Origin of the sequence: Agrobacterium sp. ST15.13.015 (assembly GCF_027871645.1) — a bacterium.
Lineage (GTDB): Bacteria > Pseudomonadota > Alphaproteobacteria > Rhizobiales > Rhizobiaceae > Agrobacterium > Agrobacterium leguminum.
Window position 1 is genome coordinate 32464 of record NZ_JAQAHF010000026.1, and the last position, 18669, is coordinate 51132.

Annotated in this window: 19 protein-coding genes and 1 pseudogene; 7 read left to right on the plus strand and 13 right to left on the minus strand. The window is 57.6% G+C overall.

What is annotated here, in order from left to right:
• Window positions 1–8 precede the first annotated feature (8 nt).
• Both PIB16_RS25240 and PIB16_RS25245 read left to right on the plus strand, forming a co-directional pair.
• A complete protein-coding gene (locus PIB16_RS25240; protein ID WP_271046573.1) occupies window positions 9–179 on the plus strand; it encodes a hypothetical protein in 171 nt (56 codons plus the stop codon).
• Between the two features lie 151 nt (window positions 180–330).
• On the plus strand, window positions 331–462 hold the full coding sequence (locus PIB16_RS25245; protein WP_271046574.1) for a hypothetical protein: 132 nt from the start codon (window positions 331–333) through the stop codon (window positions 460–462).
• A 46-nt stretch (window positions 463–508) separates the two neighbouring features.
• On the opposite strand, the gene PIB16_RS25250 is transcribed toward PIB16_RS25245, so the two are convergent.
• The 8 genes from PIB16_RS25250 to PIB16_RS25285 form a co-directional block, all read right to left on the minus strand.
• The gene (locus PIB16_RS25250) at window positions 509–1927 is read right to left on the minus strand and encodes an aldehyde dehydrogenase family protein (protein ID WP_271046575.1); all 1419 of its coding nucleotides are present in this window, start codon (window positions 1925–1927) and stop codon (window positions 509–511) included.
• Window positions 1928–2236: 309 nt separating this feature from the next.
• Window positions 2237–2653 carry an organic hydroperoxide resistance protein gene (locus PIB16_RS25255; RefSeq protein WP_271046576.1) on the minus strand — a complete coding sequence of 139 codons (417 nt, stop codon included), beginning with the start codon at window positions 2651–2653 and terminating at the stop codon, window positions 2237–2239.
• A 149-nt stretch (window positions 2654–2802) separates the two neighbouring features.
• A complete protein-coding gene (locus tag PIB16_RS25260; RefSeq protein WP_174036665.1) occupies window positions 2803–4119 on the minus strand; it encodes an ATP-binding protein in 1317 nt (438 codons plus the stop codon).
• Complete coding sequence (locus tag PIB16_RS25265) at window positions 4116–4856, minus strand: response regulator (RefSeq protein ID WP_271046577.1); 741 nt, start codon at window positions 4854–4856, stop codon at window positions 4116–4118. The genes PIB16_RS25260 and PIB16_RS25265 overlap by 4 nt, the downstream gene beginning before the upstream one ends.
• A gap of 94 nt (window positions 4857–4950) precedes the next feature.
• Window positions 4951–5997 carry an alpha/beta fold hydrolase gene (locus PIB16_RS25270; protein ID WP_271046578.1) on the minus strand — a complete coding sequence of 349 codons (1047 nt, stop codon included), beginning with the start codon at window positions 5995–5997 and terminating at the stop codon, window positions 4951–4953.
• Between the two features lie 201 nt (window positions 5998–6198).
• On the minus strand, window positions 6199–6957 hold the full coding sequence (locus PIB16_RS25275) for an alpha/beta hydrolase (RefSeq protein WP_271046579.1): 759 nt from the start codon (window positions 6955–6957) through the stop codon (window positions 6199–6201).
• A gap of 45 nt (window positions 6958–7002) precedes the next feature.
• Complete coding sequence (locus tag PIB16_RS25280; protein WP_271046580.1) at window positions 7003–8748, minus strand: cytochrome c biogenesis protein DipZ; 1746 nt, start codon at window positions 8746–8748, stop codon at window positions 7003–7005.
• 180 nt (window positions 8749–8928) lie between these two features.
• Window positions 8929–9438: a cytochrome P460 family protein gene (locus tag PIB16_RS25285; protein ID WP_065656028.1), complete on the minus strand. Its 510-nt coding sequence runs from the start codon at window positions 9436–9438 to the stop codon at window positions 8929–8931.
• A gap of 471 nt (window positions 9439–9909) precedes the next feature.
• Here PIB16_RS25285 and PIB16_RS25290 point away from each other — a divergent pair, with 471 nt between their 5' ends.
• Window positions 9910–10998, plus strand: a complete 1089-nt coding sequence (locus tag PIB16_RS25290) for a hypothetical protein (RefSeq protein WP_174000088.1) — start codon at window positions 9910–9912, stop codon at window positions 10996–10998.
• 205 nt (window positions 10999–11203) lie between these two features.
• On the opposite strand, the pseudogene PIB16_RS25295 reads toward PIB16_RS25290, so the two are convergent.
• Window positions 11204–11324: pseudogene (locus PIB16_RS25295) on the minus strand (transposase); the annotation flags it as partial.
• Between the two features lie 505 nt (window positions 11325–11829).
• On the opposite strand from PIB16_RS25295, the gene PIB16_RS25300 reads away from it, so the two are divergent.
• The 3 genes from PIB16_RS25300 (at window position 11830) to PIB16_RS25310 (ending at window position 13203) form a co-directional block, all read left to right on the plus strand.
• Entirely contained in the window at window positions 11830–12348 is a 519-nt protein-coding gene (locus PIB16_RS25300) for a hypothetical protein (protein WP_271046581.1), read from the plus strand.
• A 238-nt stretch (window positions 12349–12586) separates the two neighbouring features.
• The gene (locus tag PIB16_RS26735; RefSeq protein ID WP_333780005.1) at window positions 12587–12838 is read left to right on the plus strand and encodes a ribbon-helix-helix domain-containing protein; all 252 of its coding nucleotides are present in this window, start codon (window positions 12587–12589) and stop codon (window positions 12836–12838) included.
• A gap of 2 nt (window positions 12839–12840) precedes the next feature.
• Window positions 12841–13203: a type II toxin-antitoxin system RelE/ParE family toxin gene (locus PIB16_RS25310; RefSeq protein ID WP_271046583.1), complete on the plus strand. Its 363-nt coding sequence runs from the start codon at window positions 12841–12843 to the stop codon at window positions 13201–13203.
• A 57-nt stretch (window positions 13204–13260) separates the two neighbouring features.
• Here the strand turns inward: PIB16_RS25310 and PIB16_RS25315 are convergent, their stop codons facing one another.
• The 3 genes from PIB16_RS25315 to PIB16_RS25325 all read right to left on the minus strand — a co-directional run bounded on the left by PIB16_RS25315 (window position 13261) and on the right by PIB16_RS25325 (window position 16354).
• On the minus strand, window positions 13261–14022 hold the full coding sequence (locus PIB16_RS25315; RefSeq protein ID WP_271046584.1) for a glucose 1-dehydrogenase: 762 nt from the start codon (window positions 14020–14022) through the stop codon (window positions 13261–13263).
• A 41-nt stretch (window positions 14023–14063) separates the two neighbouring features.
• The gene (locus tag PIB16_RS25320; RefSeq protein ID WP_271046585.1) at window positions 14064–15140 is read right to left on the minus strand and encodes a PQQ-dependent sugar dehydrogenase; all 1077 of its coding nucleotides are present in this window, start codon (window positions 15138–15140) and stop codon (window positions 14064–14066) included.
• A 125-nt stretch (window positions 15141–15265) separates the two neighbouring features.
• On the minus strand, window positions 15266–16354 hold the full coding sequence (locus PIB16_RS25325) for an alpha/beta hydrolase (RefSeq protein ID WP_271046586.1): 1089 nt from the start codon (window positions 16352–16354) through the stop codon (window positions 15266–15268).
• A gap of 312 nt (window positions 16355–16666) precedes the next feature.
• On the opposite strand from PIB16_RS25325, the gene PIB16_RS25330 reads away from it, so the two are divergent.
• Window positions 16667–17557 carry a LysR family transcriptional regulator gene (locus tag PIB16_RS25330; RefSeq protein WP_271046587.1) on the plus strand — a complete coding sequence of 297 codons (891 nt, stop codon included), beginning with the start codon at window positions 16667–16669 and terminating at the stop codon, window positions 17555–17557.
• Between the two features lie 47 nt (window positions 17558–17604).
• Here PIB16_RS25330 and PIB16_RS25335 read toward each other — a convergent pair whose 3' ends face one another.
• Window positions 17605–17787 carry a hypothetical protein gene (locus PIB16_RS25335; RefSeq protein ID WP_271046588.1) on the minus strand — a complete coding sequence of 61 codons (183 nt, stop codon included), beginning with the start codon at window positions 17785–17787 and terminating at the stop codon, window positions 17605–17607.
• Between the last annotated feature and the right edge of the window lie 882 nt (window positions 17788–18669).

Sequence of the window (18669 nt, forward strand, 5' to 3'; positions counted from 1 at the left end):
AGATTCCGATGCCGTTCAAACTGTCTTATGAAGACCTTGTCCTTCGTGACGGCATCGCCAGCCTGCCCGAGATGCAGGACATCCAACTGGAGCTTCCCCTGTCGCAGCAGGCCGAGGCGGAAAATCGCGTCGATGCGAAGCCGGATACTTCGAACAACGAAACGAAATTTCAAGACTGATCGATGTGATTGCCGTCCTCGGCCGTAGCTTATTGTATCAGCAACCAGACAGGCTACATCGAGGTACCGTTTTCGGTTTCGATGGAAAACTCTCGACACAACGCTTCTCCATCAAGTGGCGCAATATCGTTATTCATGATGGAGGTCCGAGATGACCAACGCCGTGTCGCGTCCGGAACAGGTAGATGTTGATCGTATCCCGGCTGTTTCTTTCGACCTGCTGTTGCGTCATCAAACGTCGGTTTTCGCACGGCTGACACGTCTGGATACAAAGTCGGCCTGAAGCAGAACGGAGAGTGCGCCGGGACCGGCGCTGCAGATTTCTCGCGTTACGGGGTGAGAACGGCTCGCGGTTCGAGCATGCCGTCGAGACCGAAGGCGCCGATCTCCCTGCCGATACCGGATTGCTTGAAACCGCCGAAGGGCGCGCGAGGATCATGCGGTGCGCCGTTGATGACGACGCGGCCGGCCATCAGCCTCTCGGCGATGCGTTCGGCACGTCTGAGGTCGGATCCAAGCACATAGGCTTGCAATCCGTAGTCGCTGTCATTGGCGATTTTGACGGCCTCATCTTCGTCCTCATAGGCGAGAAGACACAGGACGGGACCAAAGATTTCTTCGCGGGCGATGCGCATTTCGTTCGTGACATCTGCGAAGATTGTCGGGCGGGCGAACCATCCTTTTTCAATCCCGGCCGGTCGTCCGGTTCCGCCTGTCAGCAGGGTTGCTCCTTCTTCGACACCAAGCCGGATGTAAGTCTGGATCCTCTCCCACTGGGCAAGGCTGGCGAGAGGGCCTACCCGAACCTCCGGATCACGGGGATCGCCAACTTTGAATTTTTCAGCCGCCATCCTCAACCGCTCGGCAATCTCGGGGAGACGGGACCGCGGAGCCAGGATGCGGGTACCCGCGACGCAGGCCTGGCCGCTGTTTGCAAAGCCCGACATCAGGGCGACAGGTATAGCCTTGTCGAGGTCGGCATCCGGCAGGATAATGGTGGGTGCTTTGCCTCCCAGCTCCAGAACCACCCTTTTCATGCCGTCAATCGCCGCACGCTGAATGATCTTTGCAGCCTGGGTGGAACCGGTGAAACTGACGGTCGCCACGTCGGGATCCTGCGTCAGCGCCGCGCCGACCACCGGACCGGTGCCGTTGACAATGTTGAAAACTCCTGCCGGCAGGCCGGCCCGATGCAGCCTTCTCACCAGAATATCGGTCTGAAACGCACTCTGTTCGGCCGGCTTGATGACGAGGGATGAGCCTGAACCGATTGCATGCGCAAGCTTGGTGGCGATAAAACCGAAATTGCTGTTCCAGGGCGTGATGGCGGCGAGAACGCCGCGCGGCAGCATCCTGACGGTGCTTTTGCCCACGACCCGGTCAAAGTCGTAGTTCGCCACGGTCTCAGCCATAACATCAAAAATCGACGCTGCGTTTTGAACGGAGAAAGCCGTGAAATAAGCGGGCGCGCCGTATTCTTCGGTCATGACCTGCGTAAGCTCATCCGGTCGCTCTTCGATCGTATCGCGCAGGCTGCGCAGCATATCGATACGCTGCGCCTTGGTGGATGTTGCCATGGCGGGAAAAGCCCGTTTCGCGGCTGCCACTGCGGCCCTTGCATCATCGGCATTGCCAAGCCGGACATCGCCGATTTTTTCTTCCGTTGCCGGATTGAAAAGGTCCAGCCGTTCATTGCCGTCTGGCACCACAAATTTACCGTCGATATAGATGTGTTCAATTGATCGCATTGATCTGGCCTCGTTTAAGATGGTTGGAAATCCGGCTCGTCCGGCCGCCGCGGAACGCGCTGGAGGCGCGCCGCATGGGCCCAAGCAGGCTTCATTGAGTTGATCAGAGGGACGGCAGGAAGAAGTGGAAACGCGAAAACGGCTGCGGCGGGCGCCGAGCCGTTCCCTTGTGGTCACATCGATGAGACCGCGCCCAGAAGTCCCGCAAGCGGCGAGGGCTCGTCGGATGTTGCATCATATACGCACGGTGCTGCAAATATCGCCGCAAACACGATGGCGATGACAAGCGCACGGGCGGAGACAACAGGCTTAAGCGAGCTTGAGCGTAACATCGATGTTTCCCCTGGTTGCCTTCGAATAGGGGCAGATCTGATGGGCATCCTCGATGATGGCCTGTGCTACGGGACGATCGATCCCGGGCAGGCTTACCGCCAGGCGAGCCTGCAGGAAGAACTCGCCGCCCGTCGTGCCGAGGTCGACTTCCGCATCGACGGCGGTGTCGGCGGGAAGCCGGAGCTGGCGTTTCGCCGCCGCCTTTGTCATGGCGCCGATAAAACATGCCGACCAGCCGGCCGCAAAAAGCTGTTCGGGATTCGTGCCCGGCTTTCCGCTGCCCGGAGGCGAGAGCTTGATGCCCAGCGCGCCATCATCGCTCTGCGCCGATCCGTCACGCCCGCCGGTCGTGTGGGTCTTGCCGGTATAAAGAACAGTCTCGATCTTGGTCATGGGAGGCTCCTTTCATTTGCCGCTGCTGCGGCGTTTCGTGATAGGAGCTTTGTGATAGATCAGCGTATCCGGCATGTTTCCGGAAACTGCGAAACTGTATCGAAAAGTATCGGCGCTTTGTCACTGGTTATCGTCGACCCGTTTCCCTGTCAGGGAAAAGCCACCTCGGCCGCAAGCCCGCCGCCCTGCCTGTTATAGAGGCGAACCGAGCCGCCGATCGTTCCGGCGAGTTGCTGCGCGATCGCCAGTCCGAGACCGGTTCCGCCCGTATCGCGGTTTCTCGATGTTTCGATCCGGAAGAAGGGCTGCATGGCATTTTGCAGCATCTCGTCCGGGATGCCCGGCCCCCGATCGAGCACCGTGATGACCACTGTGCCTTCACCACGCCGGTCCACTTTAATCTCGGCGCTGCCGGCGAATTTGAGGGCGTTATCTATGAAGTTCGTCAGGATTCTTCGCAATGCATGGGGCTTTGTCGACGCGGTGCCGCGCACCATGCCGGCAACCGTTACGGCTTTTCCGGTATCCTGATAGTCGTAGGCAATGCTGTCGATGAAAGAGGCCAGATCGATACGGGAGGATTTCTCGCCATTGCCGTGAGCGCTGCGTGCGTAAGCGATCCCATCCTGCACCAGACGTTCGATTTCACGCAGGTCACTGACCAGCTTTTCCTTTTCCGGCGTATCGTCTGCCATATCGGCCCGCAACCGCATCCGGGTGATGGGCGTCTGCAGGTCGTGCGAGATCGCCGCAAGAATCTGGACACGCTCCTCGAGATATTGCGCGACGCGATCGCGCATGGCGTTGAAGGCGCGGGCGGCGTGAGCAACTTCGCTTGGGCCGCTCTCACTCATCGGCGACCCCTTTTCCCCCGGATCCAGCGCTTCGGCTGCCGCAGCAAGCGCGCTGAGGGGTCTGGTCGTCTGTCGCACTGCAAACCAGGTGCAGAGGAGGAGAAGCGCCATCTGCGCGGCGAAGACATAAGGCAGCCATTCCGCCAGGGGCATCACGCCGCGCGGTGTCACGTCGATCGTCAGGGGCGAGCCGTCCGATAGCGTCAGGTGCGCCTGAAGCCGCTTGCCGTCGCCGGGAATGGACTCGACCCTGACGGGAAAACGGTGTCCCGCGGCTTCCTCGATCCTTTGCGCAATTTCAGCGCCGCGGCCGGTCATGTCGGAAACACCGGGAAGACCGGGGCCGAGGACGAGTTGATAATTGTTGCGGCTCAGGCGATGGACCCATTGCGCCCGCTCTTCCGCAGGCAGGCGGTCGATGATGGCGATCGATACCGCCAGATCCTGCTCCAGAGTGCCGAGCATGACCGCCTTTGCCGACATATATCGTTCGGCAAAGAGGATGCTGAACGACAGGCCGTAGGCAATGGCGAGGCCGGCAAAAAGGATGATGAAAAGTCTGGACCGCAATGAGCGTGGCCACCAGCCGGCGAGCAGGCGCGGGCCGTTCATATCCTCGGCTCCGAAATCTCCACGGGCACCGCAAAGACATAACCCTCCGCCCGTACCGTTTTGATGTACATGGGTTCGCGCGCGTCATCCCCCAGGCGCTGGCGCACGCGGCTCACAAGAAGATCGATCGACCGGTCGAAAAGCTCCGCATCGCGTCCCTGGGTGAGATTTAACAGCTGGTCCCGGTTGAGGACGCGCTGGGGATGATCGATGAAGACCCTGAGAAGCCGGTATTCAGCCCCGCTCAGGGCAACGGTCGTGCCCTCCCTGTCGAGCAGGTGACGGCCCACCGTGTCGAGGCGCCAGTCACCAAAGGTCAGGAGCTGCCCGGCCTCGCTGATCTGCAGATTGGGAGGCAGCATCCGCGTGCGGCGCAGGATGGCCTTGATCCGCGCAAGAAGCTCACGGGCAGCGAAGGGCTTCGACAGATAGTCGTCGGCTCCCATTTCGAGCCCGATAATGCGATCCATCTCGTCATCGCGGGCGGTCAGCATCAAGACCGGCGTGGCTTTGTGTTTCCCCGCTCGCAGCTCACGGCATAGGACCAGCCCGTCATCGCCAGGCATCATCACGTCGAGCACGATGAGATCGACGGTATTGCCGTCGAGAAAACTTCTCATCTGCCGTCCGTCGGCCGCCACGCTCGTGCGCAGGCCGTTCTTCTTCAGGTAGCTGGAAACCAACTCCCGGATTTCCCTGTCGTCGTCTACGACGAGAATATGGTCGATATGTTCCATTGGATGCCTTCGTCGTCCGGACGGTTCGAGTGGCCCGCTACCGCGTCCCCTGCGTCACATGCAGTAAGACAACGGTTCGCGGGCTTCGGCAAGTTTAAAGCTTTGCGACGTCCAGAACAGCCCTGGCAAAAGCCTCGGGTGCTTCCTGCGGCAGGTTGTGACCGATGCCGCCGCTGATGTTGCGGTGCTGGTACTTGCCGGAAAACTTCGATGCGTAGGCGGAAGGATCCGGATGCGGCGCGCCGTTGGCGTCGCCTTCCAGCGTTATCGTCGGCACGGTGATGACGGGAAGTTTCGCAAGCTGGCGCTCGTAATTGTCGTACTTGGCTTCTCCGTCGGCCAGTGCCAGCCGCCAGCGGTAATTATGGATGGTGATGGCCACATGGTCGGGATTGTCGAATGCGGGGGCCGAACGATTGAAGGTCTCGTCGCTGAATTTCCAGGTCGGAGATGCCGTCTGCCAGATCAGGCGCACGAAGTCGCGGGTGTTGGCGGCATAGCCCGCACGGCCGCGTTCCGTCGCGAAATAGAACTGATACCACCAGGAGAGTTCCGCCTTGGGCGGAAGCGGCTTCTTGTTGATCTCCTGGCTGCCGATAAGGTAGCCGCTGACCGATACGAGCCCGGTGCAACGTTCGGGCCAGAGCACCGCCATGATGTCGGCGGTGCGAGCGCCCCAGTCATAACCGGCAACGACGGCCTGCTTGACGCCGAGCGCGTCGAGAAAGGCGATCATATCGACCGCAAGCGCCGCCTGCTGTCCGTTGCGTGCGGTGTCGTCCGAGAGAAAACGGGTCGTGCCATATCCGCGCAGATAGGGGATGAGTACCCGATATCCAGCCGATGCAAGGATAGGTGCGACATCGACATAGCTGTAGATGTCATAAGGCCATCCGTGCAGCAGCAGCACGACCGGGCCGTCTGTGGGGCCGGCTTCTGCATAACCGACGCTGAGTACGCCCGCTTCAACCTGCTTCAGGGCGCCAAAGGAGGTGGCTCCGTCGCGTCCGGTTGACGGCTGAGGCGAAGGCGCTTCGCCCTTGGCATGAGCAAGGCCTGCGGCCCCGAATTCGACGGCGGCAACCGTCATTGCGGCAATGCCGAAGAAGCGGCGGCGCTGGAAATTGATCTCGGAATTCATTGCTGTCTCTCCTGTCCATGTTGGATGCGGGCAGGTAACGCGGTGCGTGTATCCTCGATGTGTCGCAACGAGGACGAATGTGAATGGTTTTGTAGCAGCGGGCATTCCGGATACAGACTGATACATTCGGTCCGCCCTCCTTACGCAATCAGCCGCCCCGGTGTCTGGGGCGGCTGTGTTGGACTTCGAGGCGGGCGCGGTTTATTTGGCGGATTGCCGGGCGGCCTGTTCGATAATGTCTGCGACCTTTTCGGGCTGGGAGGCAAAGACCGCATGGCTTGCCGCAATCTCGGTCACCGCACTGCCGGCGCGCTTGGCCATGTCGCGCTCGAGATCGGGGTTGATCGAGCGATCCTGCGTTGCGACAATCGACCAGCTTTTCTTGGTTTTCCAGGCGGGTTCGCCGGCTTTGGCGGCAAAGGCCGCCTTGGCGGCGAAGACCTGACTTCTTGCCATGAAGGCCGCGTCCTCACGCGGCAGATCGCCGGCGAAATCCTGTCCAAAGACGGCGGGATCGAGATAAAGGAACGCGCCATCCTTCGTCGGCTTGATGCCGTTGCCGGCCGGCGGTTTCGAGCCGGCGAGGTCGAGAAGGCTCTCTCCCTTCTCCGGCTGGAAGGCGGCGACATAAACCAGCCCGGCCACATCCGGCCGGTTACCCGCTTCCGAGATCACCATCCCGCTGTAGCTGTGCCCGACGAGCAGGCTCGGCCCCTGCTGGAGATCGAGAACACGGTTGGTGGCCTCCACGTCATCGGCAAGAGAGGTGATGGGCTCCTGCACGATCGTGACGTTGAAACCACGGCTTTCAAGGATGTCTGTCGCCCTGCGCCAGGCCGAACCATCGGCCAGCGCGCCATGGACGATGACGATATTCTTCACCTCTGCCGCCTGTGCGGCAAAAGCGATCAGTGCGGTTGCAACGGCAAGCGCGAATTTTGGCATGAGACGATGGTGCATCATATTTCTCCTTTGGTTTTGATGGGTACGGGAGGAAAATCCGGGTCAGCCGAAAGTGAAGGCATAGGCCTGCACGCCGGGGTCGAGGAAGCGGATAGCAAAGGTTCTCGCTTCGACGGCGCCGGACTGGCGGACGAGCTGGTAAAGACGGGTTGAGGTGACGACGCCATTGCCCTCGGCATCCGTGTCAGCGCCGTGGTCCGCACCCGACGGATGCCCGTCGATGGTGACCTGGAAACGAACCGGTTTTCCGGCTGCATCCGGCCCAAGAACCAGATGCAGGTCACGGGCGCTGAAGCGATAGGTGATGCCGCCATCAGCCGCATCAAGTGTGGCCGCCTCCGCGCCAATCGTCCAGGTGCCGGAAAGTCCCCATTCGTTGAGGGAAGGCGTCTTGACGGAGTAGTCGCGCGGCGTGTCTGCACGCATCGCCTCGTTGGATGCGAAGCTTCGAGCCTGCCGGTAGCCTATATAGGTTTCGCCCGAGCGCATGTGCCCGATATCCGCACCGGCTTCGGCTCCTGTCGCCTGCGGGCTCACCGGTGCGCTGGCGGAGGCGCTGCTGCCGGCCTCGCGCAGCAGATCCTGGATCGCCTCTTCGGTCTGCCGGTAGTTGCCCTCGCCGAAATGGTGGTAACGGATCTGGCCCCTGGCATCGATCAGGTAATGTGCCGGCCAATAGCTGTTATCAAAGGCGCGCCAGATCCTGTAATCATTGTCGATTGCCACCGGGTAATCGATCTTGAAGTTGGCGACGGCCTGTCTGACATTGTCGATCTTCTTTTCAAAGGCGAATTCGGGGGCGTGAACGCCGATGATCACGAGGCCCTGATCCCGGTATTTGTCCGCCCAGGCACGCACATAGGGAATGGTCCGGATGCAGTTGATGCAGGAATAGGTCCAGAAGTCGATGAGAACGACCTTGCCACGCAATTGCTCACGCGTGAGCGGCGGGGAATTGAGCCACTCCACGGCGCCGTCGAGGGATGGGGCCTTGCCCTCAACCGGCAGCTCCGACCGTGCCGCGGCGGCGCTGACGCCCGCCGCCGCCACTTCGGGCGCTATGGCGGTGTGAAGCCGATCGAGCACCCGCTGTTCGAAGGATGCCGTGCTCGCATAGGACATCTGCGACAGGAAACCCGTATCCAGCCCGAGCGCGATGACCGCGACGCCGGCAAGCACCGCCGCGCCAAGCACCTGCCGGATCCGCTCGCTGAAACCCAGAGACCGCTTCATGGCTGCAAATACCCTGCCACCGACGAGGATGGCGACGGCAAGGGAGGTCGCAGCCCCGGCGGCATAGGCGGCAAGCAGCAGGCTGGTTTCCAGATTGGCCCCCTTCAGTGCCGCACCCGTCAGCACGAGCCCGAGGATCGGTCCGGCGCAGGGCGCCCATAAAAGGCCGGTGGCGATGCCGAGTAACAGCGAGCCCGCAACCGTCGGCATTGCCCCGGGCTTGCCGGCGGCATTGGCGAGCCGGTTGCCGAGTTCGACGACCGGACGGGTGATGATGCTGGCCGCACGCGGCGAGAGCAGTCCGACGCCGAAGACCGCAAGCAGCGCAAGAGCCGCGAGCCGGCCATATTCATTGGCGCTGATTGCCCAGCTGCCACCCACCGCGGCCAGCGTCGCGACGGCGCAAAAGGTTGCCGCCATTCCCGCGAGCAGGGGCAGCGTGCTGCGCAGAAACGGTTGCCCCGCCCGCGCAAAAACGAAGGGAAGGATGGGCAGGATACAGGGGCTGAGAATTGTCAGCGCCCCTCCGAGATAGGCAATGACCAGAAACGTCATCATCTTTTCCTTTCAGGCAGGAGTCCGGGCTCCGGGCGGCGAAGGCGACCCGGCGATGGCGCCAATTTCCCGGCCCCAAGTATCCCTGATGTGTCGGGGCTTCGGTGAATTTGTAATCGAGTGTAAAAGCCGCCACCGGCGCACGGCGGCTAAAGCGAAACCGCATGTCCCTGTCATTTGTCACTGCGCATAGCGCGTGAAGACGAAATCATGGTCCTTGACGTTGCCCTCGTGGCAGGAGAGACAGGTCTCATGTTGCGCGGCATCCACCGGCTTGCCGTTGACAAACCGCCCGAAGCCCCAGCCGTGGCTGCCGGCATATTTCTTGGAATCTTTCACCATCACCTGCACGGTGGTTGCCGCTCCCGGCACCGTGGCCGGCGGAAACTCCGTGGATTGCTGCCGCTTATAGGCAAGCTTCACCAGTATCGAGCCATCGGGAAAGGGCAGGGTTCCGCTTTTGTAGGCGTTGGCGGCGACATCGTTTGCCAGAACAGCGCGAAGCTCGTCCAGCGGCGGCGCTTCCTGCGCGGGCGCGATGAACGTCCAGTCACGATATCCGTCAGGAAGAGTGACACCATAGATGGGAGAGGCGTTTTCCGGCAGCGTGTCCGCTGAACTTGAATAAACGGTTCCAAAACCCGCTGCCGCAACCGATAGGGCGACGGCGAAGAAAATCTGGCTTTTCATGGGAAATCCTGCCTAATCCGAAATAGATCAGGTCATGATCTGCCCTGCAGGTATCCGGCATGTTTCCTGAAACCCGCACTTATGTATCAAATCGTAGCAGTGCGCACCGCCACGGGGGCAAGGCCGCGCTTAAAGGCCGGCGAGCACCCTCTTGCGATCTCGGGCCCGGATTTCCTCGCCAAGGCTCATATTCGCCCGGTGGCCAGGCTCTTCCTCATCCAAGCCCACACCGTCGCCCGCCGGCCGAATTTGCGCAAAATCCTTCCGAAACAACGAGAAGTCGTGAAACTTTTTCGGGTGCGATGAGTTTGGTGCAGGAGCACTCGGCTCACATTTCTCGCTGCATATAATCACCCGCTACGCGGAGGATTGGTCATCCTTTCGGAGGAGATACCACATGAATTCCATCATCTATCTAGTCGGACTCGTCGTCGTTGTCCTGTTCATTCTCTCATTGCTGGGGCTACGCTGATGGTTGATCCAACGGGTATCGAAACAAATCCAAACCGCAGCTATGTAGACTGGCCAGCGATTTTCGCCGGTGCCGTCATCTCCTCGGGCGCCATGGCAGTCCTCACCGCATTTGCGGGCGGCCTGGGGCTGAGTTCGATCTCGGCCGACGATGGCGGCGAGATCAGCACAGTCTGGCTCATCATAACCGCGCTCTTCGTCATCATTTCCATGGTCGGATCTTACATGCTGGGTGGCTATATTGCCGGCCGCATGCGTCGGCCTGCCGGCGCTGCCGACAGGAACGAACTGACGGTCCGCGATGGTGTGAATGGCTTGGTCGTATGGGGTCTAGGGACGGTCGTCTCGGCATTTCTCGCGCTCGGCGTGCTGTCCGGTGGCGCCAAAGCTGTCGGCAGCGTGGCGCAGACCGCCGTCGAGGCCACGGGTTCCGCAGTCGGCGGCGCCGTTCAAGGGGCTGGCCAACTGGCAGGCGGCATCATTTCCGGCGCTGGCAGTGCAGCCGGTGGTCTGGCGCAAGGAGCCGGTCAGGCGGCAGCACCCAGCATTGAGCAGATGCTTCCGCAAGGCCTGAGAACCAACCCGATCGACTATTTCACGGATACGCTACTGAGGACCGATACGCCCGCCACCCCTCAGACGGGTGAACAGAGCGCCGGTGACTATCAGCGCCAGATTAGCGGAATCCTCGGCAATCTGATGGCAACAGGCGAGATATCTGATGCCGACAAAACATGGCTCGCCAATCAGGTCGCTGCGCGCACAAACATCAGCCAGACCGATGCGCAAACGCGCGTGAACCAGACGGTTGAACGTGTGCAGGCCGTCAGGGCGGAAGCACAGAAGAAGGTCGATGAAGCGCAAAAGCAGGTCGATACCTTGAAGGCGGAAGCGCAGAAGGCATTGGACGACGCCAAGACCAAGGCTGCGGATGCCGCAGAAAAAGCACGGGTCGCAGGTATTCTGACAGCATTCCTGCTGGCCGCTTCCGCGCTCGTTTCCGCTGCGGCTGCCTATATCGGCGCAGTACACGGCGGCCGCCACAGAGACGAAGGCCGCATCTGGGGTGGGCTAGCCTACCGCAAGTAACCAGAGCGACGGCAAGAAAATCGGCTTTTCAAAAAAAGTCCTGCCCGGACCAAATTCCGGGCAGGACATACGTTTTAGTAATCTGGCGTCACGGATAGGGTCTGCAGCAAGGCAAGTGCGACCGTGGATGCCGCCAGGATTGCGGTCAGCGCCAGTGGCGCAGTGGCGCCGCAGGAATCTACTGGCTGGGATCGTCGCCGTATTACTGAACCCATTTGCGCAAGACATTCTCGGGAACATCAATATCAAGAGCAGCCTGCGCAACAGTGATCCCCACGTTCCCTGACCAACTTCACCGCTTCAAGCTTATACGTCTTTGCATTCATGCTCTCCGGTTTCAGGAGGAACACCTTAACTCGATGTCCATAAAACCGGCAGCAGGCCAGGATGATGAAGATTTGTGGCGTGGCTATCCACTGACGATGTCATTTAGCCTTCTCGGGCAAAAAAAAGAGCAATGTTATATTACGGCAATTTTTTGGGTGCGATTGATTATCGTATTAGAATAAATGCTGCGACGCTATTAAGTATTTATCTGGGTAATGGTTAGTTTTAGGCAAGTTCAATCCGGCATGATTGGGGAGTAATGTAGGAGATTTGCTATGAATACGATTGGATCGGCAACATATTATAGCTCCGCTATTCGCTACGGTGGACTAGAGAAGAACGATACTAAATCCGCTGACGCATACGCGACGTCGCAACTGCCGGGGGATGGAAGCAAGTCATTGGGCGCGAGCGACAATCCTTCTGGTCTTTCGACGGTCACTCTTCAGCTCCAGGGAAAACTGACCAGCTTGTACCGTGTTCGATTTATCGAATGCTAAGCCCATGAACATCTCTGCTCTGCCCCAGGATCAATACGATGAATTTATGGAAGCAAAGAAACAGCTTATCGAGACTAGTATGAGCAGCCTGGAAAGCGAGTATAGCACCCATGAAGCTCCTGATCTTTCCAATTATGCCGGCCTTAAACCCTATGCGAACGTCGTTATTGCTGGAAATGTAGTTGCGACCATCGATAATCAGGGAGCAGTGACGAGCGACGACGCTTTAGGCAAGCGGCTCCGTAACCTGTTAGCGGGTCTGGATGGCGTATCTGGCCCTGATTTTGCCCAAAAAATTGCAGAGCAGATCGCCAATCTGGTTGGGGGCCGAATACAGAAAGCCGGTACGGCCCTGACGCAAAGGCAGTTTAATTCGCTGTCTCCAATACCAGAAACCAGGGTGACGGTTGATTATGTGGGTATGAAGACTGATCCGCGTTATGCGCAAATCGAAGGCTGGAAACAAGATTATGTGCGGTACGAAAAGGAGCGGGCGGAGTATTTAACGCAGCTACCAAATTAGATTTTACAGCTCCGACTGCGCGCAAAAAATGCAAATTGGATGTACTTACTGCGTCTAAAATTTGAGCAACTATCATTTTACCGTCGGCGCTTCAAAAGTGTTTTCTTCTATCCTCTTTGGTAACCATCCGCTGGTGGCAAAAGACCAAACGCGTGGCCAGCCGAACCAGCAATGCGTGATGAATATTGACAATATGTGCTACACTTTTCATAGTTTTAGAGATCGAAAGGAATACGCCATGGCGTCAGGAAGCATTCACGTCAAAGTCAGCGGAGCATTGCAAGACCATATCCAGCAGCAGATTGGTGATGACGGTCTTTATGAGAATGCGAGCGAATATATTCGAGCGCTTATTCGGCGTGACCTGCAAACCCGCGACGAGGCCTGGGATGCCTTGCAAAAGGAACTGGCTCCCGCAATGCGCGCGGACGACAGCGAGTTTAGAGTCGTCTCTGCTGATGATGTAATCGGTCGAAACAAGCGTCGCTAGTTATGGCAGCTTATCGCTTTTATGCGCCTGCCGATGCCGCACAGGATAAAATCTGGCGCGACACCGTGGATACTTGGGGTGAAGCACAGGCTGAGACCTATATACGTGGCCTGCACGCGCATTTGCAGCGCCTTTGCGATAACCACCTGCTTTGGCGGCGTCTTCCCCAAAGGCTTGCCGTCCCCGGTGACCTCAAGAGTGAGGCTTACTTCAGCCGGTATGAGCATCATTACCTGTTTTTTAGAACGCTTGATAACGGCGATCTGGGTGTGATGAGTATTCTTCACGAGCGGATGGATATGGCCGTACGCTTGAGAGAGGATCTCGTGGCGCTCGATGCGAGAGGCATTATCCAAACTGGCTAGAGCGGGCGACTTGTGGAACGCGCAATGCGCCCGCCTCTGAGAATGTGGTCTAGCGGTTTATTGAACGGTGTAACCACCATCGACAGGCAAAGCATGCCCGATGATGTAGCTGGCGGCATCGCTGCAAAGCCAGAGCACAGCGTTAGCGATTTCTTCTGCCTTCCCGAGCCTGCTCATCGGCACGACCTGCATCAGCGCATCCATCGCTTCCGGCTGCGTTTCAAGCATTCCGGTTACCATGGGGGTTTCTATGATGCCTGGGCATATGGCATTAATCCGGATTCCCTTGGCGGCATATTCGAGCCCTGCGCTCTTTGTTAAACCGACCACGCCGTGCTTCGAGGCATGATAAATGCCGCGCTCCGCAATCCCGACCAGACCACCGAGCGAAGAGTTGTTCACGATTGCGCCGGAACCCTGTCTGCGCATCTGCAACAACTCGTACTTCATGCAATTCCAGACACCGCGCAGATTGACACCCATGACGAAGTCGTAATCCTTGGGGTCTGCATCGGCCGTTTCTGCGACGGGGCTCTGGACACCGGCATTGTTGAAGGCAGCATCAAGACGGCCAAATTCAGCAACTGTTCTATCGACCATAGCCGCGACCTGGTCCATATTCGCGACGTCGCACCGGATGGCGATAACACGATGTCCTGCGGATGCCAGAGCGTCGGCCGAGGCGCGAACAGCGTCTTCATTGACGTCGGCAAGCGCAACCGCTGCGCCAGCCTCTGCGAATGCCCTGGCTGCCGCCAGCCCCATGCCAGAAGCGGCGCCTGTGACAAGGGCGACTTTGTTTTTGAAAGAGATGTTCACAGCATTTCCTCGTTGTTCAGATGGAAGTTGAGCCTCTATCACTAGAGTTTGGGCGACAACCTGATGAGACGATCATCCGACGGGCCTTCGCCTCGTGGCGATCGGTTCGTGGTGATGGCGTAGATGTCATTGCCGATGGAGAGCACGTCTCGATACCGATCCCCCGATGTGTAAATCGGCTTTAGTTCACTCCTCCGCGCGTCGAGAGCATAGATGCCGCGTCCGACGAGAGTGGCCACGAGAAGTTCGCTACCTCGGAATGTGATACCCGACGGTGCCCAGGTGTCGCTGCCGGAGTGAAGGTATGCGGTTTCCATTCCATCCCGCTGCCTGTCGCCATCGATCAATGGCCAGCCAAAGTTCGCTCCGGGCTTGATCAAATTTATTTCGTCACGGGCGGATTGCCCGTGTTCTGCGGCGAACATTTCTCCGTCTTGGTTCCGCGCCAACCCTTGAGGATTTCGGTGCCCGAGGGAATAAACATAGGACCCTTTGAAGGGATTGTCGGAAGGTACTTCCCCGCTCAGCGTCATCCGCAACACCTTTCCCGCAAGGCTGTCGCGATCTTGCGGAAGGCTGCCGTTCTCAGTCCACCCGGTGGTGACGAAGAGATGACCATCCGGACCGATTGCCAGACGACCGCCGTTATAGAGCCTGTGCCCCGGAATTCCCTGTAGCAGAGTTCGGGTTTCCCGCCATGAATTGCCGTCGAATACAGCTTCGATAACCCTGTTGCGCAGGCTGCCATCGGCACGATAGGTATGGTAAAAGTAGGCCGTGCCCGAAGTCCCGAAATCTTGGGCAAGCGCCATGCCAAGAAGGCCGCCGCCACCGTCACGGATTATCCCGGTCGAGGTTTGCAGATTGTATCTGCGCAACTGGCCATTTTGAACGACGACAATGTTTCCCGCTGCCTCTGTGACGAAGACTGTGTCACCGTCAGCTTCTATGTCCCAGGGATAGTCAAGGTCTTCCGTTATGGTTTCGACGTTCCAGTCGTCGCTGGACATTCCGGCTACGGTACGCGCAGGCTGCTGATTGTTCGCCAGGGCTTGCGAGGTTGCCGTTGAGCCTAACACACACGCCAGAGCGATTGCCGATAACAGAGGTTTCGTCATGATTGTTACCTGTGTCGAGTAGATGCCACCCGGTCATGGGACGGCGTGCGGGTAATCAGGCGAAGGATGTTTGCCGCCTTCAGTAAAGCTCCTCCGCCCCATCGTTGGTAAAGTCGTGTCGCTGGTTACGCTGACAGGTGCTGATCGAAGAACGACTTCAGCTTGTCCCACGGGATCAGGTCGACCTTGTCGTAGAGGTCAACATGGCCAGCACCTGAAACGATGAACAGTTCCTTGGGCTCTGCCGCCTTCGCAATTGCCTGTTCACTGAAGAAACGCGAGTGAGCATTTTCCCCGGCGACCAACAAGACGGGTCGTGGCGAGATCATGTCGACATGATCGAACGGACGGAGATGCAGGTAGGACGGGTCACCGGAAATGTTCATTGCGGTTGTCGCACGCGGATGAGCGCCACGCGGTGTCCGGTAGTAATCGAAAAATTCCCGCGTGATTGCATCCGTTTCGGGCGTCAGAGCTTCAGGCAGAGCGAGGTACTGCTTCGGCGCCCCTCCAGCTTCGGCCCAGCGCTGCTCGCCGATTTTATTAAGAAGGTCGGTCCGCGCATCGGCCTGCATCGTCTCGCCTTTCCATGCCCATTTCGCTCCGCCCATGTCGTACATACTGACGGTTGCCACCGCTTTCATACGCGGATCGATCTGAGCGGCAGCAAGGGCGAAACCGCCACTAGCGCAAACGCCGATCACCCCGATACGATTTCTGTCAACACGCGGGTCTAAACCGAGAAAATCGACGCCAGCGCTGAAGTCTTCGATGACGGCTTCGGGCGATGAAATGAAGTGTGGCTGGCCGCCGCTTTCACCGTTGTAGGAGGCATCGTGCGCAATGGTAACGAAGCCTCGTTCTGCCATCGTTTGTGCGTATAGCCCGGAGGTTTGCTCTTTGACGCCACCGTAAGGGTGGCCCACGATCAGCGCCGGGTGGCGTCGCGAGGTATCAAGGTTTTTGGGGACATACATGTCAGCGACGAGATTGATCCCCAGGCGGTTGACGTAAGTAACCTTGCGGTGCTCTACGCGTTCACTCGGTGCGAACGTCTTGTCCCATGTGCCAGTATACTGGGCGAACGCTGGGCGAGCAGCTAATGTCATTATGCCTGCTGCGGCTGCGCCAGCGCCGGTCAGCTTGAGAAGCTTGCGTCGGCCGATACCGATCATTTCCTGTCGATCATGCGATGTATCCAGTTCATTGCCCATCGTCGTTCTCCTTGCCGTCCGGTTGGTTGCAGGAGGAATATAATCGAGTGGGAACAGCGTGATTATCGGCTGACTTTCGCAAGCGCTTATGTGTCGCATGCATAAATCTATCACATGAGAAATCGGTTTCCTCGGCTCCAGAAGTACTTTGCGACAAGGGGAAAGAGACTCCGCCGTCTGTCTTTCGGAACTCATGATGAAGGTTAGAGCAGACCGGATTTGACGACTTATTCGTGAAGAGCAATAATATGTGACTGAGCTTATCGATACTGGCCGTATGCCGTTTTCATTCCATTCCAAGGACTCTGCCGAATGCTGCGAGCGAACGTAAACGACCTTCTGGCGTTCATTGTAGTGGCAAGGGAGCAGAGCTTCACCAAGGCGGCCGCACAATTAGGCATGTCACAATCGGGTCTTAGCCACACGATACGGGCTCTTGAAACTCGGCTAGGGCTCCGACTTCTGACACGCACCACGCGCAGCGTTTCACTCACCACGGAGGGTGAACGCCTGTTGAATGTGATCGCTCCCCGGTTCGGGGAAATTGAGGAAGAGCTTTTTTCGATCACCGAACTTCGAGACAAGCCCGCTGGTACAATCCGCATCACTGCTGAGGACTACGCCATCGACACGGTTTTATGGCCGAAACTCAAAAGGGTTCTCTGGCAGTATCCTGATATCAAGGTCGAGTTCATCGTCGATTACGGACTGACGGACATCGTTGCTGAGCGATTCGACGCGGGGGTGAGATTAGGGGAGATCGTGTCGCAGGGCATGATTTCGGTGTGTATCAGCCCCTACCAACGGATGATCGTTATTGCCAGCCCTGACTACATCAAAGAGCGAGGAATTCCGATAACGCCGCAGGAATTGACGGCGCATCAGTGTATAAATCTCAGGCTCCCAACCCATGGTGGGACCTATGCATGGGAATTCGAAAAAGATGGTGAAGAACTGCGGGTCCGTGTGGACGGTCAGGTCATCTGCAACGGTATCAATCAGATTTTGAAAGCTGCGCTCAGCGGGTATGGTTTCGGTTTCGTGCCTGATGGTTTGGCGCAACAGGACATTGAGGCAGGGCGGCTGATCCAGGTGTTGTCAGACTGGTGCCCGTCCTATCCGGGGTATCACTTGTATTACCCTAGTCGACGGCAATCATCAGCAGCCTTCAGGGTCATTCTCGATGCTCTCAGACAGAAGTGATATCTCTCATCATGTGAAGAACGACGGCAAGTCGCTAGATGTTAGTTTCAGCCGGAGGCAAATATCATCATGCTTTTTGTAAATGATGCCGAAGTAGAAATTTTTTTGCCTTGCTTTCGTTGTTTTTGTTCGTGTTTTTGAAATAAAATAACTAATTCATTTTCAATGACTTGATGCCCTTCCACCTCTCTTTTCAGGCTTTTGGTAAGGGACTTTTGCGTCCCCGCCAATCCCCGACCCTGTTGACCTGACCTATACTGTCCCTGTTCGGCGATGAACCAGAAATATTCCGGTTTGAAGCGGAGCCAGCGCCGATTGTGGGAGAGGACGTCACTCTCATATTTCGGCGTCTGACAGGGAAAGGCCTCTGTCAATGAACGAAGGAGAGATCGATGGGGTTTGTGGTGGACCTCTCTATTCCTCTGAAGGTCGTTGGCTGAAGGATTGGCTCTGACGGGCGTAAATCGCTGAAGCGGGGCCCTGATAAGTGTCTTTATTTTCCACAGGCGGCAATTTTCAGTGCCCCGTTGCAATGCCCATCGAGCTGAAAGGCAGATGGGAAAGAGAGATGAAGCTCATAACACGGTCGCAACTGCGTCGCGTGATAGGAAAGGTGTGTTCAAATGGGTCTCTATGAGATGTACGTTCTTGCAGCCCGTGCAGATACCGCCCTGATGAGGCGAAGGGTGGCGAAGATTATGAATCGTCGGCGGAAGAAGCAATATTTGCACAACCAGAAGAAGAATTCGGATTTGGAAACCGAGATGAAGAGGGGAGCACACCTTCGGCCCGGGAGAATTCCATAAACATATATTTATATAGATATATATGCGGACACATATAAAATATATGCTGCATTGAATTATATATGAATAATTGAGAACGGATGAAATCCGTGTCCAGAATCTTGCTTTTACGGCCTGCAATTTGCGGATTGCGGGGATGATAACGCGTAAATATATGATTTTTATGTTGAAAATACCAATATGGCTGGAGAATGATTATGCGTGGAATTGATTGAAGTGGAGGTAGGATTTGAGCGGCGATCGATCATAATAACAATATCATGATATTGTTATTATGATCGATCGCCGCTCAAATCCTACCTCCAC

What these genes read in the sequence shown, in the direction of transcription:
- PIB16_RS25265 (WP_271046577.1), bottom strand. Translation starts at nt 4,856, where the DNA reads ATGGAACATATCGACCATATTCTCGTCGTAGACGACGACAGGGAAATC.
- PIB16_RS26735 (WP_333780005.1), top strand. Translation starts at nt 12,587, where the DNA reads ATGGCGTCAGGAAGCATTCACGTCAAAGTCAGCGGAGCATTGCAAGAC.
- PIB16_RS25275 (WP_271046579.1), bottom strand. Translation starts at nt 6,957, where the DNA reads ATGCACCATCGTCTCATGCCAAAATTCGCGCTTGCCGTTGCAACCGCA.
- PIB16_RS25270 (WP_271046578.1), bottom strand. Translation starts at nt 5,997, where the DNA reads ATGAATTCCGAGATCAATTTCCAGCGCCGCCGCTTCTTCGGCATTGCC.
- PIB16_RS25290 (WP_174000088.1), top strand. Translation starts at nt 9,910, where the DNA reads ATGGTTGATCCAACGGGTATCGAAACAAATCCAAACCGCAGCTATGTA.
- PIB16_RS25250 (WP_271046575.1), bottom strand. Translation starts at nt 1,927, where the DNA reads ATGCGATCAATTGAACACATCTATATCGACGGTAAATTTGTGGTGCCA.
- PIB16_RS25300 (WP_271046581.1), top strand. Translation starts at nt 11,830, where the DNA reads ATGAACATCTCTGCTCTGCCCCAGGATCAATACGATGAATTTATGGAA.
- PIB16_RS25240 (WP_271046573.1), top strand. Translation starts at nt 9, where the DNA reads ATGCCGTTCAAACTGTCTTATGAAGACCTTGTCCTTCGTGACGGCATC.
- PIB16_RS25325 (WP_271046586.1), bottom strand. Translation starts at nt 16,354, where the DNA reads ATGGGCAATGAACTGGATACATCGCATGATCGACAGGAAATGATCGGT.
- PIB16_RS25245 (WP_271046574.1), top strand. Translation starts at nt 331, where the DNA reads ATGACCAACGCCGTGTCGCGTCCGGAACAGGTAGATGTTGATCGTATC.
- PIB16_RS25310 (WP_271046583.1), top strand. Translation starts at nt 12,841, where the DNA reads ATGGCAGCTTATCGCTTTTATGCGCCTGCCGATGCCGCACAGGATAAA.
- PIB16_RS25330 (WP_271046587.1), top strand. Translation starts at nt 16,667, where the DNA reads ATGCTGCGAGCGAACGTAAACGACCTTCTGGCGTTCATTGTAGTGGCA.
- PIB16_RS25285 (WP_065656028.1), bottom strand. Translation starts at nt 9,438, where the DNA reads ATGAAAAGCCAGATTTTCTTCGCCGTCGCCCTATCGGTTGCGGCAGCG.
- PIB16_RS25260 (WP_174036665.1), bottom strand. Translation starts at nt 4,119, where the DNA reads ATGAACGGCCCGCGCCTGCTCGCCGGCTGGTGGCCACGCTCATTGCGG.
- PIB16_RS25280 (WP_271046580.1), bottom strand. Translation starts at nt 8,748, where the DNA reads ATGACGTTTCTGGTCATTGCCTATCTCGGAGGGGCGCTGACAATTCTC.
- PIB16_RS25255 (WP_271046576.1), bottom strand. Translation starts at nt 2,653, where the DNA reads ATGACCAAGATCGAGACTGTTCTTTATACCGGCAAGACCCACACGACC.
- PIB16_RS25320 (WP_271046585.1), bottom strand. Translation starts at nt 15,140, where the DNA reads ATGACGAAACCTCTGTTATCGGCAATCGCTCTGGCGTGTGTGTTAGGC.